At 58.9% G+C, this 25,290-nt stretch carries 14 protein-coding genes; 4 read left to right on the top strand and 10 right to left on the bottom strand.

The window, feature by feature from the left end; genetic code table 11:
- Window positions 1-844 precede the first annotated feature (844 nt).
- The 3 genes from RX327_RS32620 to RX327_RS32610 form a co-directional block, all read right to left on the bottom strand.
- The gene (locus RX327_RS32620) at window positions 845-1,285 is read right to left on the bottom strand and encodes a VirK family protein (protein WP_317248311.1); all 441 of its coding nucleotides are present in this window, start codon (window positions 1,283-1,285) and stop codon (window positions 845-847) included.
- A 636-nt stretch (window positions 1,286-1,921) separates the two neighbouring features.
- Window positions 1,922-2,593: a hypothetical protein gene (locus RX327_RS32615; protein ID WP_317248310.1), complete on the bottom strand. Its 672-nt coding sequence runs from the start codon at window positions 2,591-2,593 to the stop codon at window positions 1,922-1,924.
- A gap of 60 nt (window positions 2,594-2,653) precedes the next feature.
- Window positions 2,654-3,403, bottom strand: coding sequence for a hypothetical protein (locus RX327_RS32610; RefSeq protein ID WP_317248309.1), 750 nt, complete (start codon window positions 3,401-3,403; stop codon window positions 2,654-2,656).
- 669 nt (window positions 3,404-4,072) lie between these two features.
- On the opposite strand from RX327_RS32610, the gene RX327_RS32605 reads away from it, so the two are divergent.
- A complete protein-coding gene (locus RX327_RS32605) occupies window positions 4,073-4,384 on the top strand; it encodes a hypothetical protein (RefSeq protein WP_317248308.1) in 312 nt (103 codons plus the stop codon).
- Window positions 4,385-4,407: 23 nt separating this feature from the next.
- Here RX327_RS32605 and RX327_RS32600 read toward each other — a convergent pair whose 3' ends face one another.
- From RX327_RS32600 to RX327_RS39385, 6 genes are all read right to left on the bottom strand, one after another.
- Window positions 4,408-5,781: a hypothetical protein gene (locus RX327_RS32600; protein WP_317248307.1), complete on the bottom strand. Its 1,374-nt coding sequence runs from the start codon at window positions 5,779-5,781 to the stop codon at window positions 4,408-4,410.
- Window positions 5,778-9,329, bottom strand: a complete 3,552-nt coding sequence (locus RX327_RS39390) for an AAA domain-containing protein (RefSeq protein ID WP_410712212.1) — start codon at window positions 9,327-9,329, stop codon at window positions 5,778-5,780. The genes RX327_RS32600 and RX327_RS39390 overlap by 4 nt, the downstream gene beginning before the upstream one ends.
- A gap of 211 nt (window positions 9,330-9,540) precedes the next feature.
- Window positions 9,541-12,042: a protein kinase domain-containing protein gene (locus tag RX327_RS32590; protein WP_317248306.1), complete on the bottom strand. Its 2,502-nt coding sequence runs from the start codon at window positions 12,040-12,042 to the stop codon at window positions 9,541-9,543.
- A 10-nt stretch (window positions 12,043-12,052) separates the two neighbouring features.
- Complete coding sequence (locus RX327_RS32585; RefSeq protein WP_317251370.1) at window positions 12,053-12,697, bottom strand: 4Fe-4S single cluster domain-containing protein; 645 nt, start codon at window positions 12,695-12,697, stop codon at window positions 12,053-12,055.
- 5 nt (window positions 12,698-12,702) lie between these two features.
- Window positions 12,703-14,532, bottom strand: coding sequence for an AAA family ATPase (locus RX327_RS32580; protein ID WP_317248305.1), 1,830 nt, complete (start codon window positions 14,530-14,532; stop codon window positions 12,703-12,705).
- A gap of 1,672 nt (window positions 14,533-16,204) precedes the next feature.
- A complete protein-coding gene (locus RX327_RS39385; protein WP_410712105.1) occupies window positions 16,205-16,465 on the bottom strand; it encodes a hypothetical protein in 261 nt (86 codons plus the stop codon).
- A 21-nt stretch (window positions 16,466-16,486) separates the two neighbouring features.
- Between RX327_RS39385 and RX327_RS32575 the strand changes: the two genes are divergently transcribed.
- Entirely contained in the window at window positions 16,487-18,271 is a 1,785-nt protein-coding gene (locus RX327_RS32575) for a PQQ-dependent sugar dehydrogenase (protein WP_410712104.1), read from the top strand.
- On the top strand, window positions 18,228-19,163 hold the full coding sequence (locus RX327_RS32570) for an SMP-30/gluconolactonase/LRE family protein (protein ID WP_317248303.1): 936 nt from the start codon (window positions 18,228-18,230) through the stop codon (window positions 19,161-19,163). Before RX327_RS32575 ends, RX327_RS32570 begins: the two co-directional genes overlap by 44 nt.
- Window positions 19,164-20,698: 1,535 nt before the next feature.
- Here RX327_RS32570 and RX327_RS32565 read toward each other — a convergent pair.
- Entirely contained in the window at window positions 20,699-21,118 is a 420-nt protein-coding gene (locus RX327_RS32565) for a hypothetical protein (RefSeq protein ID WP_317248302.1), read from the bottom strand.
- 898 nt (window positions 21,119-22,016) lie between these two features.
- Between RX327_RS32565 and RX327_RS32560 the strand changes: the two genes are divergently transcribed.
- Complete coding sequence (locus RX327_RS32560) at window positions 22,017-25,211, top strand: hypothetical protein (RefSeq protein ID WP_317248301.1); 3,195 nt, start codon at window positions 22,017-22,019, stop codon at window positions 25,209-25,211.
- Window positions 25,212-25,290 lie beyond the last annotated feature (79 nt).

The raw sequence follows: 25,290 nt of genomic DNA, 5'->3' as shown, positions 1-25,290 counted from the left end.
GAGTAGCAATGACAGGATCCCGCGCACGGCCAACGACTGCCGGCTCGCCTTCGCGGGATCAAGATCCGTCGTATCTTCCTTAGCAACCCATCTTCGACGAATCTCTTCGCCACGTCCGACCTCCCTGACTGGCGACCGCAAGCTTCATTGATCGCCGCTTATCTTGTTCTCTCCCCATCCAGCAAATGGCATGCCGTCCAAGAAGCGTGCGAGCATTGCTCAAACGGACGAAATACCACGGGCTTTGCGACGTTCGCGTGGGTGCTTGCACCTTGGTCGGACTTGCGACATTGATGCCTCCAGCGGGTCATTGCAGAAACGCGACAAAACGTTGACGGGCCGACATGCTTTTTGTGCCGGCTCGACCCACTGGATGAGCATGTCCTCCTACGGTCTCACTCGTGGGGCTCGCCTAGCGATTTCCGCGACCGAGCCCGGTCAGAGATCTTTTCAGCACCTCGAATCTGACTCAGCCAGCGACAAAGCATTACCGGAGTGGTCGCGGCCGGGTCGAACAGGGCTTTTCCAAGTCTGCCGACAAGTGTTCGATGTCGGGCAGGCCGCTGCCTCGGCTCATCTTGATTGCCACTTCACCTTGAATCTCACGCTGCCTCTGGCGCTGGATGGCAGACGTACATCGGGCGCCGGGAACTCTTGGAGAGCGCTCCTCGACTTATAATTGATGCTGCCGCCATGGCATCGGCGGAGTCCGTGGCCTGATCGTGTGGGCGCCGATGGATCGGCTTATCGCCCGGCAAAGGTCACCAGGGAGAGCGCAGAAAGCGCGCCAGCCATCAGCAGGCTGCGCGAAACTGCAACCGGCCGATGGCTACGCTGTGCCCGATTACCAGACGAACTTCGCGCCGTCCGGCAGTTCGCAGACGAATTCGCCTTGGTTCACGGCTTCCGCGGCTCCGGCTGCCAACTTGGACGCCCGCACGGTGAGCTTGCCGTCGCGGCCGAGGCTGTGGCGAATATACTCGGTTACCGGATGGCCCGAGCCGTCCAAGGTTTGATGCGCATCGGCGAAGCTGATCCCGTTCTGGGGGGACACCCTGAACGCACGGATAGCCAGCCCACCCTGCACGGCCGGACCGGGCTTGCCGCCTTCGGGGGTGGTGCAGCGGTTCAGGTCCAGTATGACCCTCACATTCTTGCCGTCCTGCAGGGCACTGAGCACCTCGGCGTATTTCGGCGAAAGCTCATCCGCCTTGGCGATCGCGTTCACACCCGCAGCCGACAGCAGTGACAACAGGATCGACAGGCATCTGCCATTGAACTGCATATGGTATTCTCCTCGATAGAGATCAAAGTGCGCGAAAGCACCAACTTGCCCGGCGTCGTATCCTTGACCAGCTTGGCAGAATCCGAACATCCGGCGCGTTTGCCTTCCGACAACACCATGCGTTGCAACCGCTGGCTAGTCATTGCGCGGGCTAATCGAACGTCACAAACTCGTATGTGAGGTTTCCGAAATGACGCGACAAGTTCCGTATCCCTCGCTCAAAACCGAATCCCATTCCGGTTCGGCCGTAACAGGTCTGCGGCATTCCCGGGCGTGCTGGCTAACGGCTATGCGGATCTCCGTGCTCCACAATTATATTCAAGTGCACGCGCCATCATGATCTGGGCGGAGTAGGACCAGGCGATACAAACTTTAATGGGAAGACCCATGGACTGGATTATGTAGGTCGAAGCGAGTTCAGCTCGTTCTGCCATGCTCTACGCCCGGCTGGTTCGACAGTCAGCGTACCGCCCGCGCGATCGCCTATGGCGGGTTCGCGCGGTGACCACATCGCGGAGGGTCTTGGCCATGGCCGACGACCGCCCTCATAATCGGACAATTGGTGCAGTCGACCCGAGTGAGTGAGTCTGGGTCCCGCAATTGTGCGATACAGACCACCGACATTGAATCCGCGAGTTAGTATGGTCTCCGCATCTGAGCAGTCATTTCCAAGTCGCGTAGAAGGGTATAGTTGCCTCGAATCCATTGATGCAGCTCGGTCGACCAATCCTTCTCGTTGCGGAGATATCCAGTGAAGGAAAAACTCAGTCGGTCTATGTAGGCCTTTAAAAATCTCGGCAACGCGGGGATCCGGAGGACAGGCCCGTCATCCATGATGTCAGGTAGTGGGCCACGCAGAACGAATTCGTTGTGGACGGTGACCAGCGCCCCTGGAGGGGTCTGTCGCCGCAGCATCTCATAACTGCGCCAGGACACACGATCAGTGCCTGCGATGAATAGGATGATCGGGACGACATAACGGCGCACCGTCTCTTTCATGAAGCGGATCTCTTCGCAGGTCTTGAAGAATTCATCAAAGGCATGAAAGCCGAGGTCAATCACCTTGGCCACCCGATCGTGGACGACAAGGGGGTCGATCAGCTGGACCTTGCCGTAGGTATCGATCACATCTGCGGTCTCCGTGATGTGAGGAAGGTAATCGAGCAATGATGGCTCCCTCAGATTAACATCGAAAGAGAGCGCTGTGCCGTTCTTCAGCACCAGGAACTCGCTTACCAGGCGAGCGACGAGGGTTTTACCGACCTGCGGGCTAGGAGAGCAGATGATGTAGATGGGCGTTGCTAACATAGCCGGCTGTATCAATCGAGTTTCGTAGGTGGCTCGGCCCGTCGCTCGCCGAGTGTGCGGCTATTCCCCGCCGCCGCGGGCCGCCGATTTGGCGCCGGTCAATTCGGTCAAGTTGATGCGGTCATACTCCCTCCAGACATTTGCGAGCCAGTGACGGACATAGCCGCGCAGCACGAAAGAGTAGTTCGCCGGCTCGTCGCGCCGCCCCTTGTTCGCGATGAAGTCAACGAAGGGCACGGAAGCGACCTCGACCTGCTCATAGGCCATCGCGTCGAGCTTGGGTATGGTAAGCTCGGTCGCATATTTGATGCGATGGAAATAGGAATTGTAGGTCGACTGGTCCCACTGGAAGAATTGGGTATCGTTGATGAAATTCTTCACCAGGAAGTATTTCGCGCCGTTCATGAAATCGGCGGTCTCGGCGATCTCGTCCAGCGAGGCGATCGAGGGCCCCAGGATATGGAACACGGCAAATGTGATTTGGCCGGAGCGCGCGGCATCCAAAAAGCCGATGTCGCGCAAGGAACCCAGCGCTGACGACAGCAAGCCGGCGCGAGCATCGATCACGGTCACGGATAGCCCAGAATTCAAGGTGTCGAAGATCTTCATCTGATCTGCGGTCGTCGTCATGTCGACGATCTCGGTGATCTCAGGATGAAAGCGCTTCAACGTTCCCCGCGGTGACTCCGTGTCGAAAGCGCGTGTTTGCACAGTATTGTTGCTGAAGTAGTCGAGAAGCGTTCGCGATACCGTCGTCTTTCCAACACCACCCTTGTCCGCGCCGACCACAATCACAACTGGCTTCACCATGGAATTCCCTTCAGACACTCGCTATCGCGCCGGCGCGACATGCGCCAGCGGCGGGCGACTGCTTTGGATGAGAAAATGGCAGAACGAGGGACAGTTGACTCGTTGGGGCGCCATCAGAGTGTTTGGTCGACGGCAATAATCACCGAGCTATCAGGATCTGGAATGCAATGGCGATGAAATAGTAAGGCGATCAGTAGTCCCTGATGGTGGCTCCAACGGCTTGCCGCGTTGGAAATAGTTCGAGTGGTCTGAGTGTTGAGAGAGATGGCGCGCGCATAACCGATAAGTCGCGCTAATATGCATCAGTATTAAGAATCGCTTGAATCGTACGTAGCGTCAGGTTGTAGAGTTGAACAAGCGGCGACGTATGATGTAGCGCGTTCGCCCATGACCAACAGGAAAATCGAGGCACGCGCTCCCGATGAGTGAGTTTACTAAGAGGCAGTCACCTCGAAGATGAGGGGCCATCCCGGTCGAGGGTCACTGCGCATTCTCTTGATGCGAAGTGTATGATTGAAATGCCGGGATGCGTTTCGACGGAATTGGAATCGAATTTTCTCGTGTCGAACCCCGAGGCGAAGCCAGGCAATGGGTCCGCAAGCACCAAAAACGTCCAGCTGCTGCTCTCGACACGTGGAGTAACCGATGTCTAGCTGGTGCCGGACGGAGATGACGACCATCCGGAAGGCGGCCGGCGCCGCACTCGCAGAGGATAATGCGTTGCTTGATGCCGCCCTGAACGAGATTGAGTTTGCGAGCCACAGCGACTTCTCGACCGCACTGGTCAAGCACAACAAGCAGTTGCGGATAATGGCGGATCGCGCAATGTTCCTTCAGAAAGCTGCGGAGGATTTCAAGCTTAGATTTGTGGCAAGCGTCGAGGCTAGTATCCAGGCGGGCAAATCGTGGGGGGAAAAGGAGTTGTCGCAAAAAGCTCTCGACCGGGCAAAGAAGATACTTCGGCTGTGTGACCTTCGTTGACACTGCGGAATCAAGTTGTTGGGCTAGTGGCTTTTGAAGCGGTTGATTGATAGTGATTGATATGATCTTTCGGCAGCCTCCGCTTGGTGGCTCACACTTGGATCTGACACGATCTTCAGAGGAAATTGACCGACCGGCCTTGCGAATTCCATCGCAACGTTACCGCCTGCTTTAGCGACCAACGTCCTCAATCGATCGAACTCCCCGCACCAGATCGTTTCCATGTCACGATCACGATTCTCGTCGCGACCGTCAGTCGAGCTACCAATACCCACGGCCCGCACTTGGAGGAGATCTGATCTCGATCCGCCCAAGAGCTCAACTCCGTAGCCCGGATTGGCCGCCTTGCGCACGACGATCTGGCCGTTCTGGACCCAGGCGGTCGCCATTCCTTCGGATACCTCGTACCCCAGGCTGGCAAGACCTTCCAGGACCGCACGCCTGCGCTCCTCGGCGGCCATCGCCTTGAATTCTTCCTCGATGAGAAAGTCTGCGCGCTTGATGATTTTTGGCCCGTCGCTGGCCGACGGTGACGCGAGGAATCCGTCAATTTCGGTCAGCAGCGAGGTTGCCTGCGGTGATTTCATCACGGAAAGTTCGGCTCGTCGCGCCCGGAGCTCGTCCGCTAGTCGCGCCCTGGCGCGGCCATCCTTCACGGCCGCTGCCAGGTCCAACAGAAGACTATCCGCGACAAGCGATCGTCGAGCCGGCGGCTCTGATTCCAGCAGCGCGACACGATCCGAGAATGGGGAGGAATCGACGCCAAGCCCGCTCAATTCGCCAAGGACAGCATCGATGCGCGCCAGAGCAGGATCCTCCGTCTCCTGAGGTTGTCGAGCAATCCATTCTTGCAGCGTGTCACGGTCTTCGCCGGCGCCCAGTCGAGTGGCAAGCTCGCGTTGGCGGTCTGTCGCGGTATCCTGGGGCACCTGAGAAGGAACCAACAACAGCGCCTTTGCCATGGCTGCTTCCAGGCGCTCGAAAGATCCGGTCGAGCTACTGAGCTCGTTTCGAATATCGGCGGGAATCTCGACCTTCAAAGCTTGCAGCCTCTGCAGCAGTGCCTCGGCTGCGGCCTTGGATCGCCGCAAATGGCGCTTCGAACGTGCCGCCATTTCGGCAGCTCTCTCGACGCGGCGTTCGGAGTCTGCCTGAAGGAAGCCGATCTCGGCGACGACTTGCTTCTGTAGTTCGACGAAACGATCGGCAGCGAGCAGGCGACGAAGCTCGTCCCGCCGGGCTATGACCTTTTCGACGTCCTTCTGCTCGATCGTTCTGTTGAGTCTGCCGGTGGAAGCCCAGCCTTCGACCGCGGCGTCGAGCCGCGCAAGGTCTCGACGGCAGATGGCGATGATTTCGGCGCGGGTAACGATCCTGAATGCTTTGGGTCCGCTCATTGCAATCCTCCCTTGCGGAGTGCGTTTTCTACGGCATTCTTGAGCCGCAGACGTTCGGCGTCTCCGGCGTGAGTCCAAGCATACGACGAAACTCTGTGAACGTATGGGACGGCTCTTCCCAGTACCTTGGGACGCCAGATCTCGCGAGCCCGAGCTCTTTCCAGCAACCGGTGCCGTGGCGCATCACATTCCACGCCTATCGCGTAAAGGCCGGTCCGGGGATCAATCACCGCGAAATCGAGGCTGAAGGCGCCCCCATCGCGCGCTCTGGTGGGCTTCCATCCGTTGGCCTCCAGGAAAGCTTCGACCGACCTGGTGAAGCCGTCGTCCTCATATTGTCGACCCTCATGGTGCGGACGCTGTTCGGTGACCATCCGGTCCAGGAGAGTCTTTCCGGAGTTTGCAAGGCCGTCGGATACCGTCCTGGCATATTCGAGGTAACCCTGCAGATAATCGCGCGGCACCCTCGGACCGCTCCGTCTCGTCAACAGGTCCGATATCTCCGATATCGGCATGGATGTGACAATGACCACCTTCTCTCTTGCACGTGTGACCGCAACGTTCAGGCGCCGTTCGCCCCCAGCGTGCCCCAGCGCGCCAAAGCTCTTGCGGAAGACCCCGTGCTCGTTGCGGCCGAACGTCGTCGAGAAAACGATGATGTCACGCTCGTCGCCTTGCACGTTCTCCACGTTCTTGACGAAGAATCCCATATCCTCGCCATGCTCCGTTCGCTCGCGCTCACGCATCAATGCTTCGCGGAACGCCGCACCCTTTTCGGCGCGGTCTTCCAAAGCATCTTCTATGGCGTCGGCCTGCTTGCGGTTGAAGGTAACGACGCCGACCGATGGCGGCGACGGATCCTCCCAAAGTTCGGCGAGGTATTCCACGACGTCGGTCGCTTCCTTCTGGTTCGTCTGGCTCTTGTACATGCCATCCGAACGCACCACTTCGATAGGCTTGAGCTTGCGGGTTATCTCTTCGGGATGGCGCACAGGGACGCTAAGGCCGTTGCCGTAGAACGATGCGTTCGAAAACGAAATCAGCTCCCGGTACTTCGAACGATAGTGCACCTGTAGGGTACGGGTCTGGAGTACGGAGCGGGAAAGTTGGAGGAGATCGGGGCAATCCTTGATCTCTCGCCGATTCCAGGTCTCGGCAAACGCGTCGCGCTCCTCCTCTGTGGCTCCTTCCTCTGGCTCTTCGCCGTCGAATATCGCAGCCTCGTCGTTCTCGACCTTGCTCGCGAAAAACGAGGTTGGTGGCATTTGCTTTTCATCGCCGCTGACGACGACGAGCTTACCGCGGAAGAGCGAGGGCAGGGCATATTCGACGGGCATTTGCGAGGCTTCGTCGAAGATAACCGTATCGAAAAGGCTGGCACGAGGTTGAAGCACGCGGCTGGCGACGTCAGGTGTCATGAGCCAGACCGGGCGAAGAGCAAAAAGACCGAGCGCCGCGGCGCGATCGATGAATTCGCGCAACCGTAGTGCTCTCGGGCCACGGAGCTTCGTGATAGCATCCCACTCAGTCGTCGGACGCACTTTTTCAGCGTCGATATCCTGGACCAGAAGATCCCTGTTGTACTGCCGGATCTGCGCGTCGGCTTCGGCGAGCGACCTTACCTTCGCTTCTACCTCATCGCCATCGAACAGGACGTCAGGATTCTCGGCCTCCATGCCGGCCTTCCATGCCAGACGGGCCTCGCGCCCAATGGTTGCGCGAATACAGGCATCGAGGTGATCCGAAGGCAGCTCCGACAGCTCGGATTCTCGGGATCTCAGAGTGGCGAAGATGGCACGTTCCTTGTCGGCCAGCCGCGCAGATCGAAGTCGGAATTCCTGGTAATTGCTCAGCATCGGCAAGGCTTCTACGATCTGCGCGACGGCCCCCGCGTTGGAGCGCCCGTTCTCGATCGCCGAGCGTCTCGATCCGAGCCACAGTTCGTCGAAGTAAGTCCTGAGCCGGTCGAACGCGGCGCGGCTTCCTTCTCTCGTCGCATTCCTTCGGAGTGCCAGGTCGGCCCGCTCAAAAAACAAGCCAAGTTCTGCGGTGTTTCCGGTTGAGAGCGCTCGATCGAGCTCGGACCGGTTAGGACACCGATCGAGGAGCGAATTGTGGCCGCTCAACCCATCGAGGAAAGAAGCAAGGCGCGCGGCCAAATCGGCGAGCTTGCCGGGCGACAGATCCAGATTGGGCGCGCGGCCGAACAGGATCACGAAATATTGCTCGAGTTCGCGCCTGGGGTGGCGCAGGGTCAGTTCGAGTTCGACCGCATAGTACAATGAGCTGATGGCGCCGGCATCTTGCGGGAGCTGCAATGATGCAAGCAGCTCGCGTACACGGCGCGTTCGCAGCCAATGTAGCGGGTTGATCCATTGTAGGGCGCTTGCCGGCAAACGAACTTGGCCCGCGAGCTCCCCGGCGGAGCGCAGCTCGTCCTCGTTGAGGGCGATGAGCTTGGTGCAAAAGTCCGGCTTGTACGATGGGCCGTCGAGCGATGAGAAGATTTCCTTGATCTGTATTAGGCCATCCAGAATGCGCGTTGCTTCAGATGTTCCACCATCGACGTTCCGAAACAGCGGCCGCAATCGAGCGAGATTGGAGCACACCGATTCGCTGAGGCAGCGGAGCTCGTCCGCTTCGACGAGCCACGGCTGGAATTCCGTCGGATCCGATATCTTCAAACAATTGGACGTCTCAGCATCGGTCTGCTCGCGGTGGGCATCGGTCTGCAAAAATGCTTGCAGATGCGTCGCGATCGCGGCCGCCGTTCCCCGATCGGGATTGAACGGCTTGAGGGCGGACAGGGGGTTGTCTTCAAATTTCGACGCCAGCCAGAATTTCGCGAGAGGGCCGCAATTCTCCTCAATCGCTGCGACATCGCCCGGATGGTGACCCGACAGCAAAGGGCGGAGTTCAGGAACGTCGATGGGTTTCGGGCTGCCTTCTTCGATCTCCAACAGTTCGCCGAGCAGAGCTCGATAGGACAATCCGGTGCGCTCGTCCACGCAATGAAGCGCGATCTGACGACGGTCCAGTTCCGTCTCGAGAGTCTCGATGCGCGCCGCAAGGCGCTCGCGCTCTCGCTTCCAGGCCGGGGACGTCCCGGGGCGTACGTTATGCAAGGCCTGCACTTGCGAACGGATCGCTCCGACGATCGATCCGCGATCACGATTGACATCCGTGATCATGATGAAGCGATCCGCCAGGCCCTCCTTTTCAAGGCGCTTTCGTACGACGTCCAGCGCGGCTTGCTTCTGGCAGATGACCAGAAGGGACTTTCCCGTGCCGATTGCGTCCGCGACCATATTGACGATCGTCTGACTCTTGCCAGTTCCGGGAGGACCTTCGATGACCAGTCCCGGAGTCTGACGCGCTTCGATGACCGCCGCCTCCTGCGACGGATCGCTGTCCGCAGTGAAATATCGGTCGACCTCCTTCACTTGCGACGGTGCAGCAGGCTCTAGTTGCTCTTCGTTCAGACGCAATGCGGCCTCAAGTGAGGTCGCCGTCGGCGGCAAGCCCCGCAGCGTCTCGAGGTCCCTCATGACGGCCTGACCCATAAACGCCAGATGGAAGAGCACGGCAGCGGGCACGAGCTGCCGTTCTTGAGCGCCGATCTTGACGTCTTTTCCGGGAAGCGCCGCCAATTCGTTGCCGACTGGCTGAGCCAATCGGCTGAAGGCGTCCATCACTGCCTGGACGGACAGGCTCGCATGCGTAAGGAGCTCGTTCGCCGCTTCTTGCCAACGTCTGGCCTCAGGGATGCCGACCATTCCTTCGAGAGCGGGATTGACAACAACATGCTCGATCTCGGTATCCGGATTTCTCTCGCGCCCATAACCCAAAGTGACATGACCGCGGTTTCCGACCTCTGGACTGACGCGCATCGGCCACAGCAGCACTGGCGCGATCCGCGGTCTGGCATTCGGTCGATGATCGCGCATGATCAGGAACGGAAATCCCATGTACAAGCCATCGATGCCGGTATCGCGCCTGTAGAGCAATGCGTGGGAGTGAAGGAGCGTAACCTTCGCTCAATGCCGTTGTCGTCGGCGAAAGCCGCCGGATCGATATTGATAGTCCGGTTCGTGCGACCAAGCAGTTGATCGAGAATTTCGCTGCCGGTACCCTGGAAGTATCGAGCTCGGTGAGGTCGATTCTGGCTGATTTTCCGATAAGCATCCGCGTCAGCGGCCCCCGCAAAACTCCTCCAGATATCCGCTTGGCGAAGAAATCCAGGATCGTCGAGACGTAGCCTTGTTTAGGAAGAGGTCGCCATGTTTCGGCGGGCAGGGAGAGAAGGGCGAGCGCGCGCCCGGTCGGCATCCGTCTGTCCAGGCGGAACTGGTCCGCCCACTCGTCAACCTGCTTGATGCCACATCTGGCAAAGTTTTGAATGCGCTCGTCGATAGCCTGATAGATCTCGCGACGCGGGCGGCCAAGCAGTGTCGCAGCTTCCTCGGCCGAAAAGTTGCCGAGCCCTGCCGTGGACGCTTCCTTTTCTGCCTCTTCGATGACCTCGGCGACAGAGCGGAACTGGTTCGACGTCGCGCTGAGCAGGATGAGCAGGTCTTCTTCCGCCGAGATGCGGCGCTCGGTGAGCGCGGCCACGCCGGCATGGTCGGTGTCGGGGAAAAGCTTTCGCCGTTCTTCCCAAAGGGCGGCCAGGCGGGCCATAGAAGTCGACAGAAGGTGGACGCGCAAAGCGTCCTCGTCGACGGCGATCTCGAGTTGATCGAGTCGCTTTCGAACCGTGTCCGAGCGGACCTTGAGGCGCCAGAGCCAGTCGTCAGGATCGATCTTCCGTAGCAGATCAGGCGCCGGGCCGGTGATCAGATTGTAACCGTCGATCGGGTGGTCGAGGAGCCATCCCGGCGTGACGATATTGCCTCTGACGATCAGGGGCATCGACGGATTCAACGTTTTGAGAGAGAGGGAGAGCTTCAAATCCTCGGAAAGATCTTGGACTCGCAGGATTTGCCGCAGATCTGCGGCTGTCGCCGCTTCGAAGCCGGCTTCGGACGCCCAACTTGCGACGGTGCCTCTGAGGACGAGGGTCTTGGCGCCGTCCCAGTTTGCAGCTTCAGCTGCCGCCAATGCGAACATGCTTGCGGATCGATATTGCTGGCCACCCAGCGAAATCGAGGTCCGGCCCTCTGTGTGTCCGGCCATATCGGCCGCTGGAGCAGATACGGCCTCTCCGCGCAGCCACGCCTGAACTTCCTTCCACTGCCAGCGCTGGCGCCTGTCACGCGCCAGCAGGCCGCGCAGCAAGGTGTTGATCCGCTCGTCCAGACTTTCGGGCAAGTGTACGCCGTTGGTAAGGATGTGGATCAGAAAGGCCTGCTCGTTAATGCCTTGGAAGCACGCGCCTTGGGTGATCTTCTCCAGCAAGATCATCCCCAAGCTCCACCAATCGGAAGCCGGGGCGACGCCGCCGGCGATCGCTTCTGGGGCCATGTAGCGAGTGGTTTCGAGGGGAGACACAATGTCCAGGTCGAATTCGGAAAGTCGCGCGGATCCGAAGCCTCCGATGACGAGGTCTAGTGGCTCTTTGGTGCGTACGAAAATGACCGAAGGCCGCAGATCCCTGTGCCGCAACCCGGCTTCGGTGAGGGCATGAACGGCCTGTGCGAGTTCGCCGACCAACCGACTAATCGCCACCTGATCGGAAGGGTCGACGGGGAAATCCGCCAGAGTACCGCCGCTGAATTCCTCCGCGACCTCATAGGCGCGCTCTTGCCAGCGACCGGTGGCGAAGAATTCCGGGACGTGATCTCGCGGGAGCTTGGAGAGCAAATCGTAGATCGCATGGTCGGGCTCCGCGCCGACAGCATAGAGCGTGAGTATTCCCCGTCGCCCGTCCGAGCAGCGCGTCGCGACAAAGCGTTCGCGGACTGTGCCGGACGAGGCGATCCGGTCCTGCAGACGCCAACCCTCCACGATCGTTTCGCCCTCGGGCGTGGGCTCCGGCTCTGGCATGGGCTCGGCCGGCGCGGGCGATTCCTCCCGTTCGATGATCGGCTCGTCGCAGACGCTGCAAATCAGGTCGCCGGGAGAGGCTTGATGACCGTTCCGGCAGGTCGGGACGCTCGGAGGAGGACTTACCGGTGGATTCGGCTTCGGTCTCGTGGCACCGGGCGGCGTGATGTCGACCGTCGACAGGTCCCAGCCGCAGTTCTGACCGTTCCACGTACCTTCGCAGAAGATCTCGGTAACAGGCCGCTCGGTGTTGCAGTTCGGACACAGTCTAATCATCAGCTAGCTTCTAAAGAGATGGAAATCGCGTATCTTCCGAAATTCGAAGCGTCGATCCGCCGCCTTCGAGAATCGCTCGCAGACGCCGGAAATCGCCGCGAGCGGGAATACCTGCCAGCCAAACGTCTCCGTTTTCGTCGAACATGACGTCGAAGGTACGGTCTTTTTCGTCAATGCGGCGATTGAGGCCCTCGAACCGAGCGCGGCCCAAGGGTGTCATCAGGTGCAGCTCCTGATTGTCGCTGCCACGAAGCGCCAGGGTCTGCGTCTCATCGATATCGAACGGTCCGGAGACGATCGCGTCGATCAGAGATGGCGAGGTCGCGAGCGCATCGCGGATCGTGGCCCAAGGGTAGCCGGTAAAGACAAGGATGTCCGCCTTCGTTCGAGCTCGCAAGCCTGCCAGAAGATCGAACAAGGCCTCGCGCTGGTCGAAAGGCTCTCCACCCGAAATCGTAATGCCGTCGGCCGCCGAAAGCCATGGTGAAACCGCCTCGACGACGGCTCCTACCTTTGTCGTTCCTCGCCCGTGCACCCATGTGTCCATCGAGATGCATCCTGGACAACGGATTGAACAGCCTTGAAACCAGATTCCTATCCTTCGGCCGGGTCCCAAGGTCGTGACCGGGAAATGGATGCGTGACAGATTGATCATCGTGCTCATGCAGACGGCTCGCTCACGAGATCGATCGTCGTCGATGGCCCTGTTTGAACCCCTTCGATCCTGTATCTGCGTCCAGCTTCCGCTCCGCTATCGAACAGACTCCGCGACAGCGGATTGATGAGGTGAGATTCGACCTGGTTGCGGATACCTCGCCCGCCATTCGACAGATCAGCCAGGCACAGCCCGCGAAGAACCTCACGCGCAGCTCCGGTCAGAGTCACGTCATGGCCGAGCGATTTGACGTCATTGAGCAGGTTGTCGACCATCTGATCGAAGATCTCGTTCGCGACGTCGGGCCGGATGAAGTCGAAGACGATTACATTCTCTCCGATACGGTTCAATATCTCCGGCCTATTGAGGACCTGCTTGAAGTGCTTCTCGATCTCGCTTCGGACTTTTCGCCGTACCCCTTCGAAAGTCTCTTCGGGCGTCACGTTGGCAATTCTCTCTCCGGACGGTCCCGGTACATAGATGCCCAAATTCGACGTGAAGACGATGAAGGCTTCGGAGAAATAGACGCGATCGCCTCGTCCGGAGGTAAGGACACCGTCGTCGAGAACCTGCAGGAATTTGTCGAGGATCCTCGGATGCGCCTTCTCGATTTCATCGAATAGCACGACGCTGAATGGCTTCTCACGGATCGCGTTCGTGAGTTCGCCTCCGACGTCGTATCCGATATAGCCGGGCGGAGCGCCGATGAGCCGTTGATCCGAATGCTCGGCACTGAACTCGGACATATCGAACCGGATATAGGCGCTCTCGTCGCCGAACAGCAGACTAGTGATCGTCTTCGCGAGTTCCGTCTTGCCGACGCCGGTCGGACCCGCGAGAAAGACGACGCCTCTTGGTCGACCACCTCTCGGCGACTGACCGATGCCGGTCACCGCGCGCTTGACGATATCAAGCATGTGGGTGACGGCGTGAGTTTGCCCCTTGACGCGGCGTCTGACGAATTCTTCACCCGAGCTGATTTTGTCGCGGCTAATCTTGCGCCAAGGATCCTCGGTCACGCCGACCTTGAACCGCCGAACGGCGTCCCCGATCCGATCGAACTGGACCCCTTCGCTCCGGGCGAGTTGCGCGACGGCGCTCACATCCAGTAGCAGAAGGCCTTCCGTCTCGTCCACGAACTTCTGCGTACACGTCTCTAATTGCGCCTGCTCCGCGTTCTGCGCACCGAGGAGACCGCGAACTAGGGAGCGGATCATGCTTCTTCTCGCGACATGATCCGGTCGTCCGATGGGGATGTGACGTATGCGCGGGTTTCCGATCAGGAACCAGTCGGGCAAATCACCTTCTTTGTCGACGATCCAGACGACCGTATTGAAGTAGGGAAGACGCTTGTCGCCAGCCGGCCGCGCACGCGCCGAATGCGAGAGGATCAGAGACCGGGAGAAAAGCAGGTGCTCCGGAGGCGATAACGCCTCGTTTCGCGCGACCAGTCTCGAGGCGAAGTCGATGACGAGGACCGAGGGCTGCCCTTCAGCCGCGACGTGCCGCTCAAGCGTCGTCGATAAAAGGTCGATCCCACCGGGCGCTGTGCCGTTCGTCGGCGTCAAGCCCAATTGAGTGAGGTAGCTTCCGTCGGCCGGCTCGATATCTCGAAATCCGTTCAGAAGGTCGAAGCATGCAACACGCGCATAGCCCGCTTCCTTCAAAACGTCCGGAAGGACCCGGGATAGTGGCGCTGCGGTCAACTCGCTAGGTACGACCTCGTGCATCTGAAGGTCGCGGGTATTGCCCGAGAGCACGAATTGGCTACGGAGCGGCAGAAAGCGCAGCAAATCGCGGAGCCATCTGGCTCTTTCCACCGAACTGTCGTGCACCGAGAAGGCCCCCTTATACCCGCCTCGCGCGATTATAAGCCATCTCACTCGCCGATTTCGAGAATATTCCCCAAGAGTTCATAGGGAAATGGGATAAGAAGACGAGGGCGGATCGATCGAGATCAGAGGCGCGCATGCAGCGCCCCGGCGGGCGCCAATCATCTGATGCCGACGATCTGGTCAGCCATGTGAACTGTCCGCATTTGACAAAAACTCGATCTGAATCGCCACCAGTCAACTTCGAAAAAGCCGGTCATATGGGATCTGGTTCCTGCGACGCTCTCCGGGCGCCGTGGGCTGCACGTTTGGCGTACGTCGATCAATCAAGGACGGCGGTCTAGCCGTCACCATAATCGACCTCGTGGTGGTCTATGCCGATCTGGTTGGCGCGAGCATATCCGCTCTGGAGCGCGGCGATGCAGGGAGCGTTCCGGGCGCGAAGATGGAACGGCCGTACGGACGTCCTGCGCGGGTCGACCGGCCTATTTGGCGCGTTGTCGTATGAAGTGACTCGTATGAAATGACAGACACCGAGCTCGCGCGGGAAAGGACAGGCAACACCGTCCTTCAGGTTTCGCTTTACCTGCTCGTGGGAAGCGCACGGGATGCAGGCGGGTATGGCCTACGTTGTCACGGCTGCGAGCCGAGTTCGTTCCGCGAGGAGTATCAGATCGCCGACTATGCAGCCTACTCCCGGCGCGTCAGGAATGGTTTCGAAGGTTGCGTCGCCTCGCCGGGCAGCGACGAGCAGGCATATCCGAATCCATCTAGCCACGAAATGTGCAGGTGGCGCAGGCATTGCGCGCAGTCGAGCCGACATCAAATGCCGCCATGGCTGGGATTTTCGAACGCGAGGTGGTGGCGATTTAATGTCAGGTCCTCGTGCGCGCAATTGCGGTGAGGACGCGAAACCGCGGTTGTGGGGAACTGGTCCATCGAGAGACGAGCGGTCGTTCGCCGCTATCGGCGCAGCGTCATAGAGGCTCGGATCCCGATTGCACTTCGGGCCGCCACTGGGCGTGGTGCAAGTTTCGCGCCGCTCACAGCTGGAAAGGCAAATTCAAATAGGCAGCTGATTGCCTAACGTGTCCGTGTCTCCGTAGGCATTGAGGCACACATCCATCGAGGATGATCTCCGACCAGGATCGATGACAACATAAATGAGCGTGGTCGAGGTGCGCGTTTCTTGCGTTGTAAGCGGATGAGTGAAGGAAAAATGCGTGAGTTGGTTGACCTGTGGTGCAAAACACCGACATCGCGGTGTTGGTCATGCGCATCGAAAATCTCTTGACCGTCCAATAGAATACATCGATAAATCGCGCCACTACTGTAGGTTAAGTTGTCAATTTTCAACGCGCTGCCCGATAGCGTCAATTTGTTGCAGGCCGTCCGTAATCTGCGGCGTCATGCTTTCGATTGGCGCTGGTATGCGTTTCTGGAATCCTGATGTGTCCCAGCAACGCAATGTCTTTACCAGGGATCTCGGCGAGGTCGACCGCGCCTTCTCAACGTTGCGGATTTCGGGCGTATCCAGGGCTTGAGCACCGCGTGACGATCGCAAAATGCCACGCGCAGAATTGTTTGAGGACGGCGGCAGGTCACTCGTAGGTCGCTTCTATGGGCAGCGCGGTGGAAGCCGCACCATCCATTGCGGCCGGCACGGGGTCGAGATTCAGAGGGGAATATGAAGATAAACCGCGGCGGAGCCGTCATCACATTCATTGCGGGTATCGTTGCGGGCTTGTCTCTGTTTTGCGGGGTGGTCCTCGGCGCCGAACCAATCCGAAAAAGCGGCTACGCCATTGGCGCCGACCGGTGCGGACCGTTTCCCCGTATTCAGATCGACATGCAGAGGGGCTTCTGTGCCGGCCTCGTCGCCAGCGAAGATGACGGCCTGCAATTTCCCCGGTCGATCATACAGATCCCAGGCCATGACCTCTTCGTCGTCGTCGACATGGGTGGATGGAATCGCACCGACGGCCGGCTGTTGCTGCTCGATCCCCACGCCGCGGACGGCAAGCGCATTAGGGAAGCGATCGGTGGTCTGGAATACCCGTTCGGACTGGCGATCGGCCCGGACCACAAGGTCTATGCCTCAACCGCGGAGATGATCTTCCGCTTCGATCCGCTGGCGGCCAATCCTCGCAGCACGATGGAAGTTGTCATTCAGGGTCTGCCGGGCCGCAGAACAACCCTGCCGGATGGGACCAAGGTTGCCGAGAGCAGCCATGCGCTGAAACATTTCATCTTCGATCGGCTGGGTCGGATATTCGTCAACGTCGGCTCGCACAGCGACGATTGCATTACACGGCCTCCGATCACGAGGCCTTGCCTGGCGGCTGAGGGAAGCTCGCCGCTTGCCGCGATCTGGATGTTCACGCCGCCCGCCGGGGGCGTCTTTCCGGCGTTGACGCCGAGCGATCCAAACCCGCCGCGCGAAATCTATGCGCGTGGCTTGCGCAATTCGATGGCGCTTGCTGTGCATCAACGGTTCCCTGAACCCGGCTATGCCTTCCTTCAGGGCGAGAACGGCCGCGACTTGCAGGATGTCTTCAAGCCGAACGAGGAGATCAACGCGATCGAGCAGGGCCGGCACTATGGCTGGCCCTATTGCTACGATCTCTCGACGGCAAGCCCGGAGTTCAAAGCCGTGCTGCAGGCCGGTCCCTACAAGAACCTCTGCAACAACACCGCACTTTATCGCCAACCCTATTCGCTGCTGCCGCCGCACGGTGCGCCGCTCGCGATGCTGTACTATCACGGCGGCAAATTCCCGGAGCTCGAAGGCAAGCTCGTAATCGGACTGCATGGCTACCGGCCGACTGGGAGCCGTGTGTTGATCTACGACGTCGACGACCACGGCTTTCCCAAGCTCAGCCCGCCGCCGGTCCGCTACCAGGTAAGCTGCGCCTCCGAACCCACTCGCGCGTTCCAGACCGACGATGGTCCGGTGAAGGCCGCGCCCTATCAAGAGCTGATCTCGGGCTGGCACCGGGTAAATGGGGCGCGCCCGCGCGGCGCGCCGGTCGGCATGACGGTTGCGAGCGACGGTGCAATCTGGCTCGTCGAAGATAAGAACAAGACGATCATAAGGCTTGACCGCGCGAGCGGCGAGGTGCCGACTCCGTTGCCTTGCGACATGCGCAGCCAGGCCCAGATCGACGAGCTGGTTCGCTTCGTCCAGCAGGACGCGCAGAAGAGCGGCTATCTCAGCTCGGTCCGCAGCAACCTCGTCGAAAAGCGCTGCGTCGGCTGTCACGCCGATTTCGGCATCAAGCAAGGCCAAAGCGACACCGAGAAGGACGGGGCCGTGCTGCGCTTCATGCTGTCGCAAGACGGCTGGATCTATCCGGGCGATCCTGACGCCGGCAAGCTGCGCACGCGCCTGCGCGGCTTGGGCGCGGAGAAGCTGATGCCGCCGGGCGGCGAGAGCCTGCCGAAGACCGAACCCGGTTACCTCAAAGTGCTCAATTATGCCGACTACTTGGTCGGCAAAATGGTTCCGGGCACCCGCATGCGGATTAAGCCGGGGCGGCCGGAGCGGGAATTTTTCAGCAAGGATGGGAAGGTGTGTGGCGAAATCCCGACCACCAAGGTCGTCGTGGTGACACAAAGGGCCGCCACCGGTAAGGCCGGCTACAGCCGCTTCTACCGGCCGGCCGATCCGTTCCTCAATGGCGAATGCACCGACGCCGATGGCTATTACATCCAAAGCAATTTCCTGGTGCCTCTGCTGTGAGGTGTTGCTGGCCAGCACAGCCGTCCTTGCCGATCTGAAACTCTTCCAAACCAGCCAGATCACGCCGACCGGCGAGTATACGTTCGGCATCGAAGGGCCCGCCGCCGACATCGACGGCAACCTCTACGTGGTCAATCTCGGCAAGCCCGGCACCATCGGCCGGCTGACCCCTGGCGATGCACGATCGGAGAAATTCGCCGACCTGCCCGACGGTAGTGTCGGCAATTCGATCCGCTTCGACCGCGACGGCAACATGTTCGTCGCCGACTACAAGAAGCACAACATTTTTGAGCTCAGGAAGGGCTCGCTTGCGCCCGCGAGCTGGTTTCACGCCGACCAGATGAACCAGCCAAACGACATGACGATCGCCCGGGAGGGCACCATCTATGCCAGCGACCCGAACTGGAAGGGACGCAACGGTCGCATCTGGCGGATCGCGCGCGCTGCCGACGGGACGGGGCATGGCGAGGTCATGACGGCGCCGCGTGCCATGGGCACCACCAATGGCATCGATCTAAGCCCCGACGAGCAGCGACTCTACGTCACGGAGTCCAACAGCGGGCAGGTGTGGTCCTACGCGATCAAAGGCGCCGAACTCACCGATGCCAAGCTGGTCAAGACCTTCGAGCCCGATACCGTCGACGGGCTTCGCACCGACGTCACCGGCAGGCTGTTCGTGGCGCGCATTCTCAGAGGTGCGATCGCTATCATGAAGCCCGATGGCGCTGTCGAAAGGGAAGTCGCGCTTGTCGGCAAGGAGCCGACCAACCTCGCCTTCGGCGGCAGCGACGGCAAGACCGTCTATGTCACGCAGCGGCAGGGCGGCTTCATCGAAGGATTCCGCAGCGACCGCGAAGGGCGCGAGCACTGCCTGCAGAGGCCTGACTGCTAGCCCCGGGCGGGCTGCAGGATGCAATCAATCACTTAGCTCAAAGTGGGACAAGCATTCGTCACAGTGTATTCCATCGTGTTTTTTGGGTTGTTGTCCCACCGCGCGACATGGATTGGCCCGGGTGTCTTAAGAGAACGAAACAAAAAGCAATATGCAATTGTGCGTCGCTGCCGGTCACCTCGATTGGACGCGGCTACACCGCTACTAAATTCTGTATATTCCGTTTGAATGGCAACGGCACGTGCGACAAGACATGGAATTTGCTCGCGCCTTGTCTCCCCGAGAGTTTGCTCTCACTCTTGAGCAACGCCATTCGCCATTCCCGTGCGAGTTGCTGCTCGAAGCTCGCTGGAAATTTAGCTACACACCTCGGGTGGCTCACCTAGGCGCGAGGACCTTGTCGAGATCTGCGACGGAAAGTGAGCCGACAAGGAAATCACCACCTCGACCCGGCTGACCTGGATCACCCGCGTCTCCTGTGCCGCCCCTTCCGCCTGAACCTCCCTGACTGCCGTTTCCGCGACACCACGGACGAGCTTCCTGCCCGCCGGGTCCACCGTCGCCGCTCGCTCCTCCTTGGCCGCCTTGCCCACCAGAACCGCCACTTCCCGGACTTAGATCCGCTCGGACGAGGCGCGATATTACCGGGTAATTGTCAGATGAGGTTACTAGCGTCAGTGTGCCACCATTACCTCCCAGTCCGCCCGTCCCGCCCTTACCTCCGACTCCTCCTGGCCCACCCGAGCCTCCGTTTCCAGCACCGCGGTTACAGTTACAACAATTCTGTGACGCCGGATGCCCCCTCCCACCAGGCCCGCCCCTTCCGCCGATTTGGCCAGGACCACCTTGTCCGCCGGATTGACCACTTACATCTATCAACAGAGGGCTCGACATCTTCCCAACAACAAAGGTCAACACCGGACCGTCGCCGCCCCTCGCTCCCGGATGACCTGGATCGCCGGTGGGACCACCTAGTCCCCCTGTATCATCGGGGCGTCCTCCAGGAGCGCCCGCCGCATTGCCGCGGTCGGGAGGGACGCCCAACTGTGGTTCCTCCCACGTAATAAGGCCGGGCGCTTCTTGCGACAACGAAGTCACCTCTTTCACTAACATAAACAGTTGACCGCGTTGCGAGAGGGCGCGCTGCGTAAATATCAGTTTAGAATTCGGTTCAAACTCCACTTTCTCGGCTGAAAGGAAAAAACCATCCCATCTCCTCTCTCCCGAGATCCTCAATACTCCAGTGGGAACGGGCAACCTAAGCTCAGTTACGTTGTAGATTACGGTATTAAGGGTTGGAGCATCCAGATTTCTTGGCTGCTGTGCGTAAGCAGACAAAGTCATTGCGAAGCTGGCCGCCAAGCTCGTAGCGTATATCTTCAGTGACGCGTGCATGGTGCTTTTCCTCCAGACAGACTTAGCTGACAGCCCAGCAACGAGTTTCCCGGGACTATCGATTGCCTGTCGCTAAAGTGCTTCGACAGGGTGCTAGTGCGTCAAACATCAAGCATTTCAGTCTCACCTAAGACACAAGGCTACCTAAGGACGTCGCCAGGGTCACAGCGTCGCCAATCTCCATGCTCGTTTTGGGTATAAAGGCCAACCGCGTCGGCCTTTGCAGCGATCGTGTCCTTCGCGCAATCGGAAAAGTGAGATGTGAAGTCACCAACCATTGAAGAAGGATTGGTAATAATTTTCACCAATCCAATCTTTCCAGCTGATACGCTGCCGCAAGATTTTACTATATTGAGGGCTTCAGTTTCAAATCTGACATTCTTCAGATCAATCTTGCTGTACGCAACGATCCGAGCGTCTCTGCAGTAGAGTTGGAAATTTTCGATTTTGGTTTGCGTGGGCAATTTTGTCCAACCGATTTCGAAAGAAGCTTCTGTTTGCGCTTTTGCCCCAACGGGCATTTGGAGCAGCCCGGCCACCACCCAGAACAGTATCGCCACTCCGCGGCGTCCGTGCATTGTCTTCCGTCCCTACTCGGAAACATACGCGGGGCTCAAAGCGCGCGCCTGAACCCGTTCAGACGAAAACGTCGAATATTCATTGCTCACTGATAGCGCGACCACCAGATCAGCAGATGCATTTCATGGCGCGCTCACCGTACGGCGTTAACGTGGTCCCGATCCAACAAACTGGGCGCTATCTTGTCGATCTTTGATAGCCGCATGCTGTGGTGCCACTTGCGCCCGAGGACCAACAATTCGGGCCAGTATACTGGCTTGTGCCTCGCTGCTGCGTATTCTGCCGATCACGTTCAGCTTGTTGCCGTCTAGACACTTCGTCGGCATTCCTCATATTTTGACAGAACTGCGAATTGCTGGTTCGGCAATCCTCGGCACGTACAGTAGACGTGGTCGCAATGAGGACTGTGATAACCACCGGTATTGTGGAGCAGATTAAATAACGGATCGTACGCATCGAAGTTCTCCCTCTCAGCGTTCGGAATCATCCATCGATGATGATCTTCCGATCAGGATCGACAACAACATAAAGCAGCATGGCGGCGGTGCGCGTTTCTTGCGTTGTAAGCGAATGAGTGAAGAAAAAATGCGTGAGTGGGTTGATCGGAGGTGCAAAACATCGACGTCACGGTTTTGGACATCCGCTTCGAAAATCTCTTGACCGTCCAACAGAATACATCGATAAATCGCTCCACTACTGTAGGTTAAGTTGTCAATTTTCGGCGCGCTGCCCGATAGCGCATGCTTGGTCAATTCGTTGCAGGCCGTCTGTAATCTTTGGCGCCATGCTGTCGATTGGAGCTGGTACGCATTGCTGGAATTCAAGCCTATTTGACTCGCTCAGGACTATGTCCGCAGACCATATGGGGGACATGACGCGATGACTGTGCGCGAGCAGCTCTTTACTTTGTTGCGCAACCTGCGGTGGATCGTTGTTCTCTCGGTAGCCATCTCAATATTGCTATACTTGCCAGATCAGATTCAGGAGCTCTACCGGATCGCCGCTGACGATATTGGATGGGTAACCGTCAGGGAGTTTATCGCCCTTGGCGTGATCGCGATAACGATTTGGGCGGCCGCTTTTCAGCTTACCACTGCAACCCTGCCTCATATCCCGCGCGCTACCGGACGGCTGGCCCTCTATATAAAACTTGCGCCCGTGGTGCTCGGAGCGCTGCCGATCGTCGCCGCGGCGGCAGGTCAACTCGCCTCGCGGCCGGCTGAAAAGATCGGTGGGGGCGATGAAGTCGGAAGTATCTCCCGCATTCAGGACCAGGCGCTCGCCTTCGAGCGGAACATGCTGCTCATCCTCGCGTTCGCCATGTTGATCCTGCTCGTCTGCTTCGTCACATTCGCGTGGCGGATGGGATCAAGAGATCGCTCTACCGAGCTCGCGAGCCGGGCGAACAACGCCGATTTCATCCGCTACAGATTTCTCGCGCTCACGGTCGGGCTCATCGCCCTTTTGACCGCGGCGTTCGTTTTGTTTCCCGATAGGCTTGCACAATTCGTCGGATCGTTTGGCGTGATCGCTCTCTTTACGATCTGCGTGGTCGGCCTCACCATCCACTTTGCACTACTGACGATCAGGTTGAATTTTCCATTTATACCGGTCGTCTTTGGAGGCTTGTTCCTCGTTGCCTCCTTGTTTGGAAGCGACGACCATGGGCTGCGCACCGTGGCCGGAGCAGCCGGCCAACCGGAACAGATGCGCATTTCTACAGTCGAAGCATTTCGTGAGTGGCTTCTGCAAAAGCCGCGGGTGGCCGAGGCCAACAGGCTCGGAGAATATCCCGTATTCATTGTGGCTGCCCAGGGCGGAGGCATCTACGCAGCCAACAACGCGGCGCGCTTCCTTGCCAGGATGCAGGATCTCTGTCCGGCATTTCGGCAGCATCTGTTTGCGATAAGCGGCGTGTCGGGGGGAAGCGTCGGTTCGGCAATCTTCGCGGCTGCGCTTCATGCCGACAATGCACCACTTGACGCCGTCGCTCCCGACGCAAAGACATGCCCGAAAATCGCAGACTTTCTGGCCGGCGTCGGCCGGGCCGAGGATATCGATGCTTCTGGACCGGTGGAACAACGAGTTGCAAGCGCCCTGGAGACGGATTTTCTCTCACCGTTGGTTGCCGGTTTTCTGTTTACCGATTTCACCCAGTTGTTTTCTCCGCTCGCTATTCCAAGTTTCGATCGCGCGCGTTTTCTGGAGTACACGCTGGAGAATGCTGCAGACAGAATGCTCAAGACCCACAAGGGCACCGGCGATCAATCCAATCTGCTAAAGGCCGACTTTCAGTCACATTGGACGCCTTCCAACAATATGCCGGCGCTGTTGTTGAATACGACAGATGCCGGGAGCGGCAAACGCGTTGTCATCTCTCCCTTCGATATCGATCCGCTACACTCGAAAGACAAAGACCTGTGTATTCTCGCGACACTTGATCGCGCCGGCATGGGGAGCGGTCAAACCGTCACGAGCCGCTCACTGCGTATTCCGCTGAGCACAGCGGCATTTACGAGCGCGCGGTTCCCGTGGGTGACGCCGGCAGCAACGATCTCCTTGAAGAATGATTGCATTACCGCCAATCCGCAGGCGCGCTTGGTGGACGGCGGATATGTCGAGAATTCCGGAATCGAGACCGCCCTCGATTTGATTGAGCGGCTCAATAGCATCAAGGGCACCTCCGACGCGCCAAAATTCCGGATCTATCTGTTGTCGCTGGTCAGCGGTCAGTTCGGAGATCACGGTTCCTTCATGTTCGGTGAACTCATGGAGCCGGTGCGCGCGCTCTTGAGCACGCGAAGCTCTCGAACCTACGTTGCTCTCAATCACGCGACCACTATCGATCGCCGGTCCGAGAACGATGTAACTCCCAGCGTGCAACGGTTCCCGACATTCGGCCGAACGGACATTACTGGCCTATTTTACAGCCTGCCGCTTGGCTGGACGCTATCCTCGAAAACCGAGGACATCATCTCGTTGAGCAGCGGTCGCTTCTGGGATTGTGTGCCAAAGGATGATTTCGATCAATCGCGCGAGAAGCAGAGCAACGCTGATTGCTTGCAAGTGAAGTTATTTCATCTTTTGAACGGATCTGTCGCGTCCGCCTTTGAAACGCTCAAGGATGCCAAGCTTGCCCAGGCTGCTTACGCCGACGAGTTGGACAAGGAGTATCGGCCAACTCCAAAGATCAAACCGCAGCCGCTACTTGCTTGTTATGAGAGCAAGTGGTTGCAGGAGCACGGCTATCAGAAATACCAGGATAAGGTTGCTGTGTACGAGCACAAGCTGGCGGAATCGATCAAGGACCATTCGCCGGCTCCGCCACCCATGCCGCCATATCGAAAGAGCTATATGGCCTATTTTCAGGCCGAGCGGGTCAAAGCCTTGTTGCAGGAATGGGACCGCGTCGAGGAGACTGATCCGCGCATCCTGGCCTACATCCTGGGGTCAATCTCCTATGACAGCGCCGATTTTACCCGCAGCAGCGAGGATTTCTCTTATAGCGCGGTCTCGCAACTGCCGAGCAAATGGCGCGATCGAATCACCAAGAACAATGCCGACCTGGCGGCCGCGAACAAACCGCCCGTCGCCATGGACGCATTGCTTAACCATCCCAAGGAACTGGCGAACTTTGTTCTCGGCTACGAGGGCAACGCATTCGGCGACCAGCCCGGAACGGATGATGGTTGGCAATTTCGTCCGCGAGGAATGTATCAACTGGTCGGACGGGAGCAATATCAGGAAGCGCAGAACCACATGCAGCAGGTCGGAGACCTGGCGGGGCTTGATCTTCTCACGCTTCCCGACGCACTGCGGGATGCGAAGATTTCAGCCAAGGTTGCGTTCGCTCACTTCCGGCTGCATCCCTATCAGAGCCGAACGCTGTTTGAGCTGCTCAAGGATCCTTCGAAGGACTGGGGCGCGGTGCGCTCGTTGCAAACGGACATGGAGCATGCGCCGGCTGATAGAGAGCATGTCAACGCAAGAAGCCAGATGTTCCTCGGCTGCATCGAAGAGGCGTTGCATCCCACTCAACTCAAAACGTTGCAGAGCAAATTTTACGGTGAGTGAGAAGCCTGATCCGCCGGTGCGCTCCGTGATGCGTAAGAGCCGGACGCTGAAGGCGACGTTCTCTACACCTGACATTCGA

It is taken from the genome of Bradyrhizobium sp. BEA-2-5 (assembly GCF_032918025.1).
Classification (GTDB): Bacteria; Pseudomonadota; Alphaproteobacteria; order Rhizobiales; family Xanthobacteraceae; genus Bradyrhizobium; species Bradyrhizobium pachyrhizi.
This window is presented reverse-complemented; position numbering and strand designations above follow the sequence as displayed.

Excerpts from the sequence above, each read along its gene's own strand:
- RX327_RS32585 (WP_317251370.1), bottom strand. The coding sequence starts at position 12,697 with ATGATCAATCTGTCACGCATCCATTTCCCGGTCACGACCTTGGGACCC.
- RX327_RS32605 (WP_317248308.1), top strand. The coding sequence starts at position 4,073 with ATGACGACCATCCGGAAGGCGGCCGGCGCCGCACTCGCAGAGGATAAT.
- RX327_RS32570 (WP_317248303.1), top strand. The coding sequence starts at position 18,228 with ATGGCTATTACATCCAAAGCAATTTCCTGGTGCCTCTGCTGTGAGGTG.
- RX327_RS32575 (WP_410712104.1), top strand. The coding sequence starts at position 16,487 with ATGGGTGGATGGAATCGCACCGACGGCCGGCTGTTGCTGCTCGATCCC.
- RX327_RS32600 (WP_317248307.1), bottom strand. The coding sequence starts at position 5,781 with ATGAGCGGACCCAAAGCATTCAGGATCGTTACCCGCGCCGAAATCATC.
- RX327_RS39390 (WP_410712212.1), bottom strand. The coding sequence starts at position 9,329 with ATGAGGGACCTCGAGACGCTGCGGGGCTTGCCGCCGACGGCGACCTCA.
- RX327_RS32620 (WP_317248311.1), bottom strand. The coding sequence starts at position 1,285 with ATGCAGTTCAATGGCAGATGCCTGTCGATCCTGTTGTCACTGCTGTCG.
- RX327_RS32615 (WP_317248310.1), bottom strand. The coding sequence starts at position 2,593 with ATGTTAGCAACGCCCATCTACATCATCTGCTCTCCTAGCCCGCAGGTC.
- RX327_RS39385 (WP_410712105.1), bottom strand. The coding sequence starts at position 16,465 with ATGGCCTGGGATCTGTATGATCGACCGGGGAAATTGCAGGCCGTCATC.
- RX327_RS32560 (WP_317248301.1), top strand. The coding sequence starts at position 22,017 with ATGACTGTGCGCGAGCAGCTCTTTACTTTGTTGCGCAACCTGCGGTGG.
- RX327_RS32610 (WP_317248309.1), bottom strand. The coding sequence starts at position 3,403 with ATGGTGAAGCCAGTTGTGATTGTGGTCGGCGCGGACAAGGGTGGTGTT.
- RX327_RS32590 (WP_317248306.1), bottom strand. The coding sequence starts at position 12,042 with ATGATTAGACTGTGTCCGAACTGCAACACCGAGCGGCCTGTTACCGAG.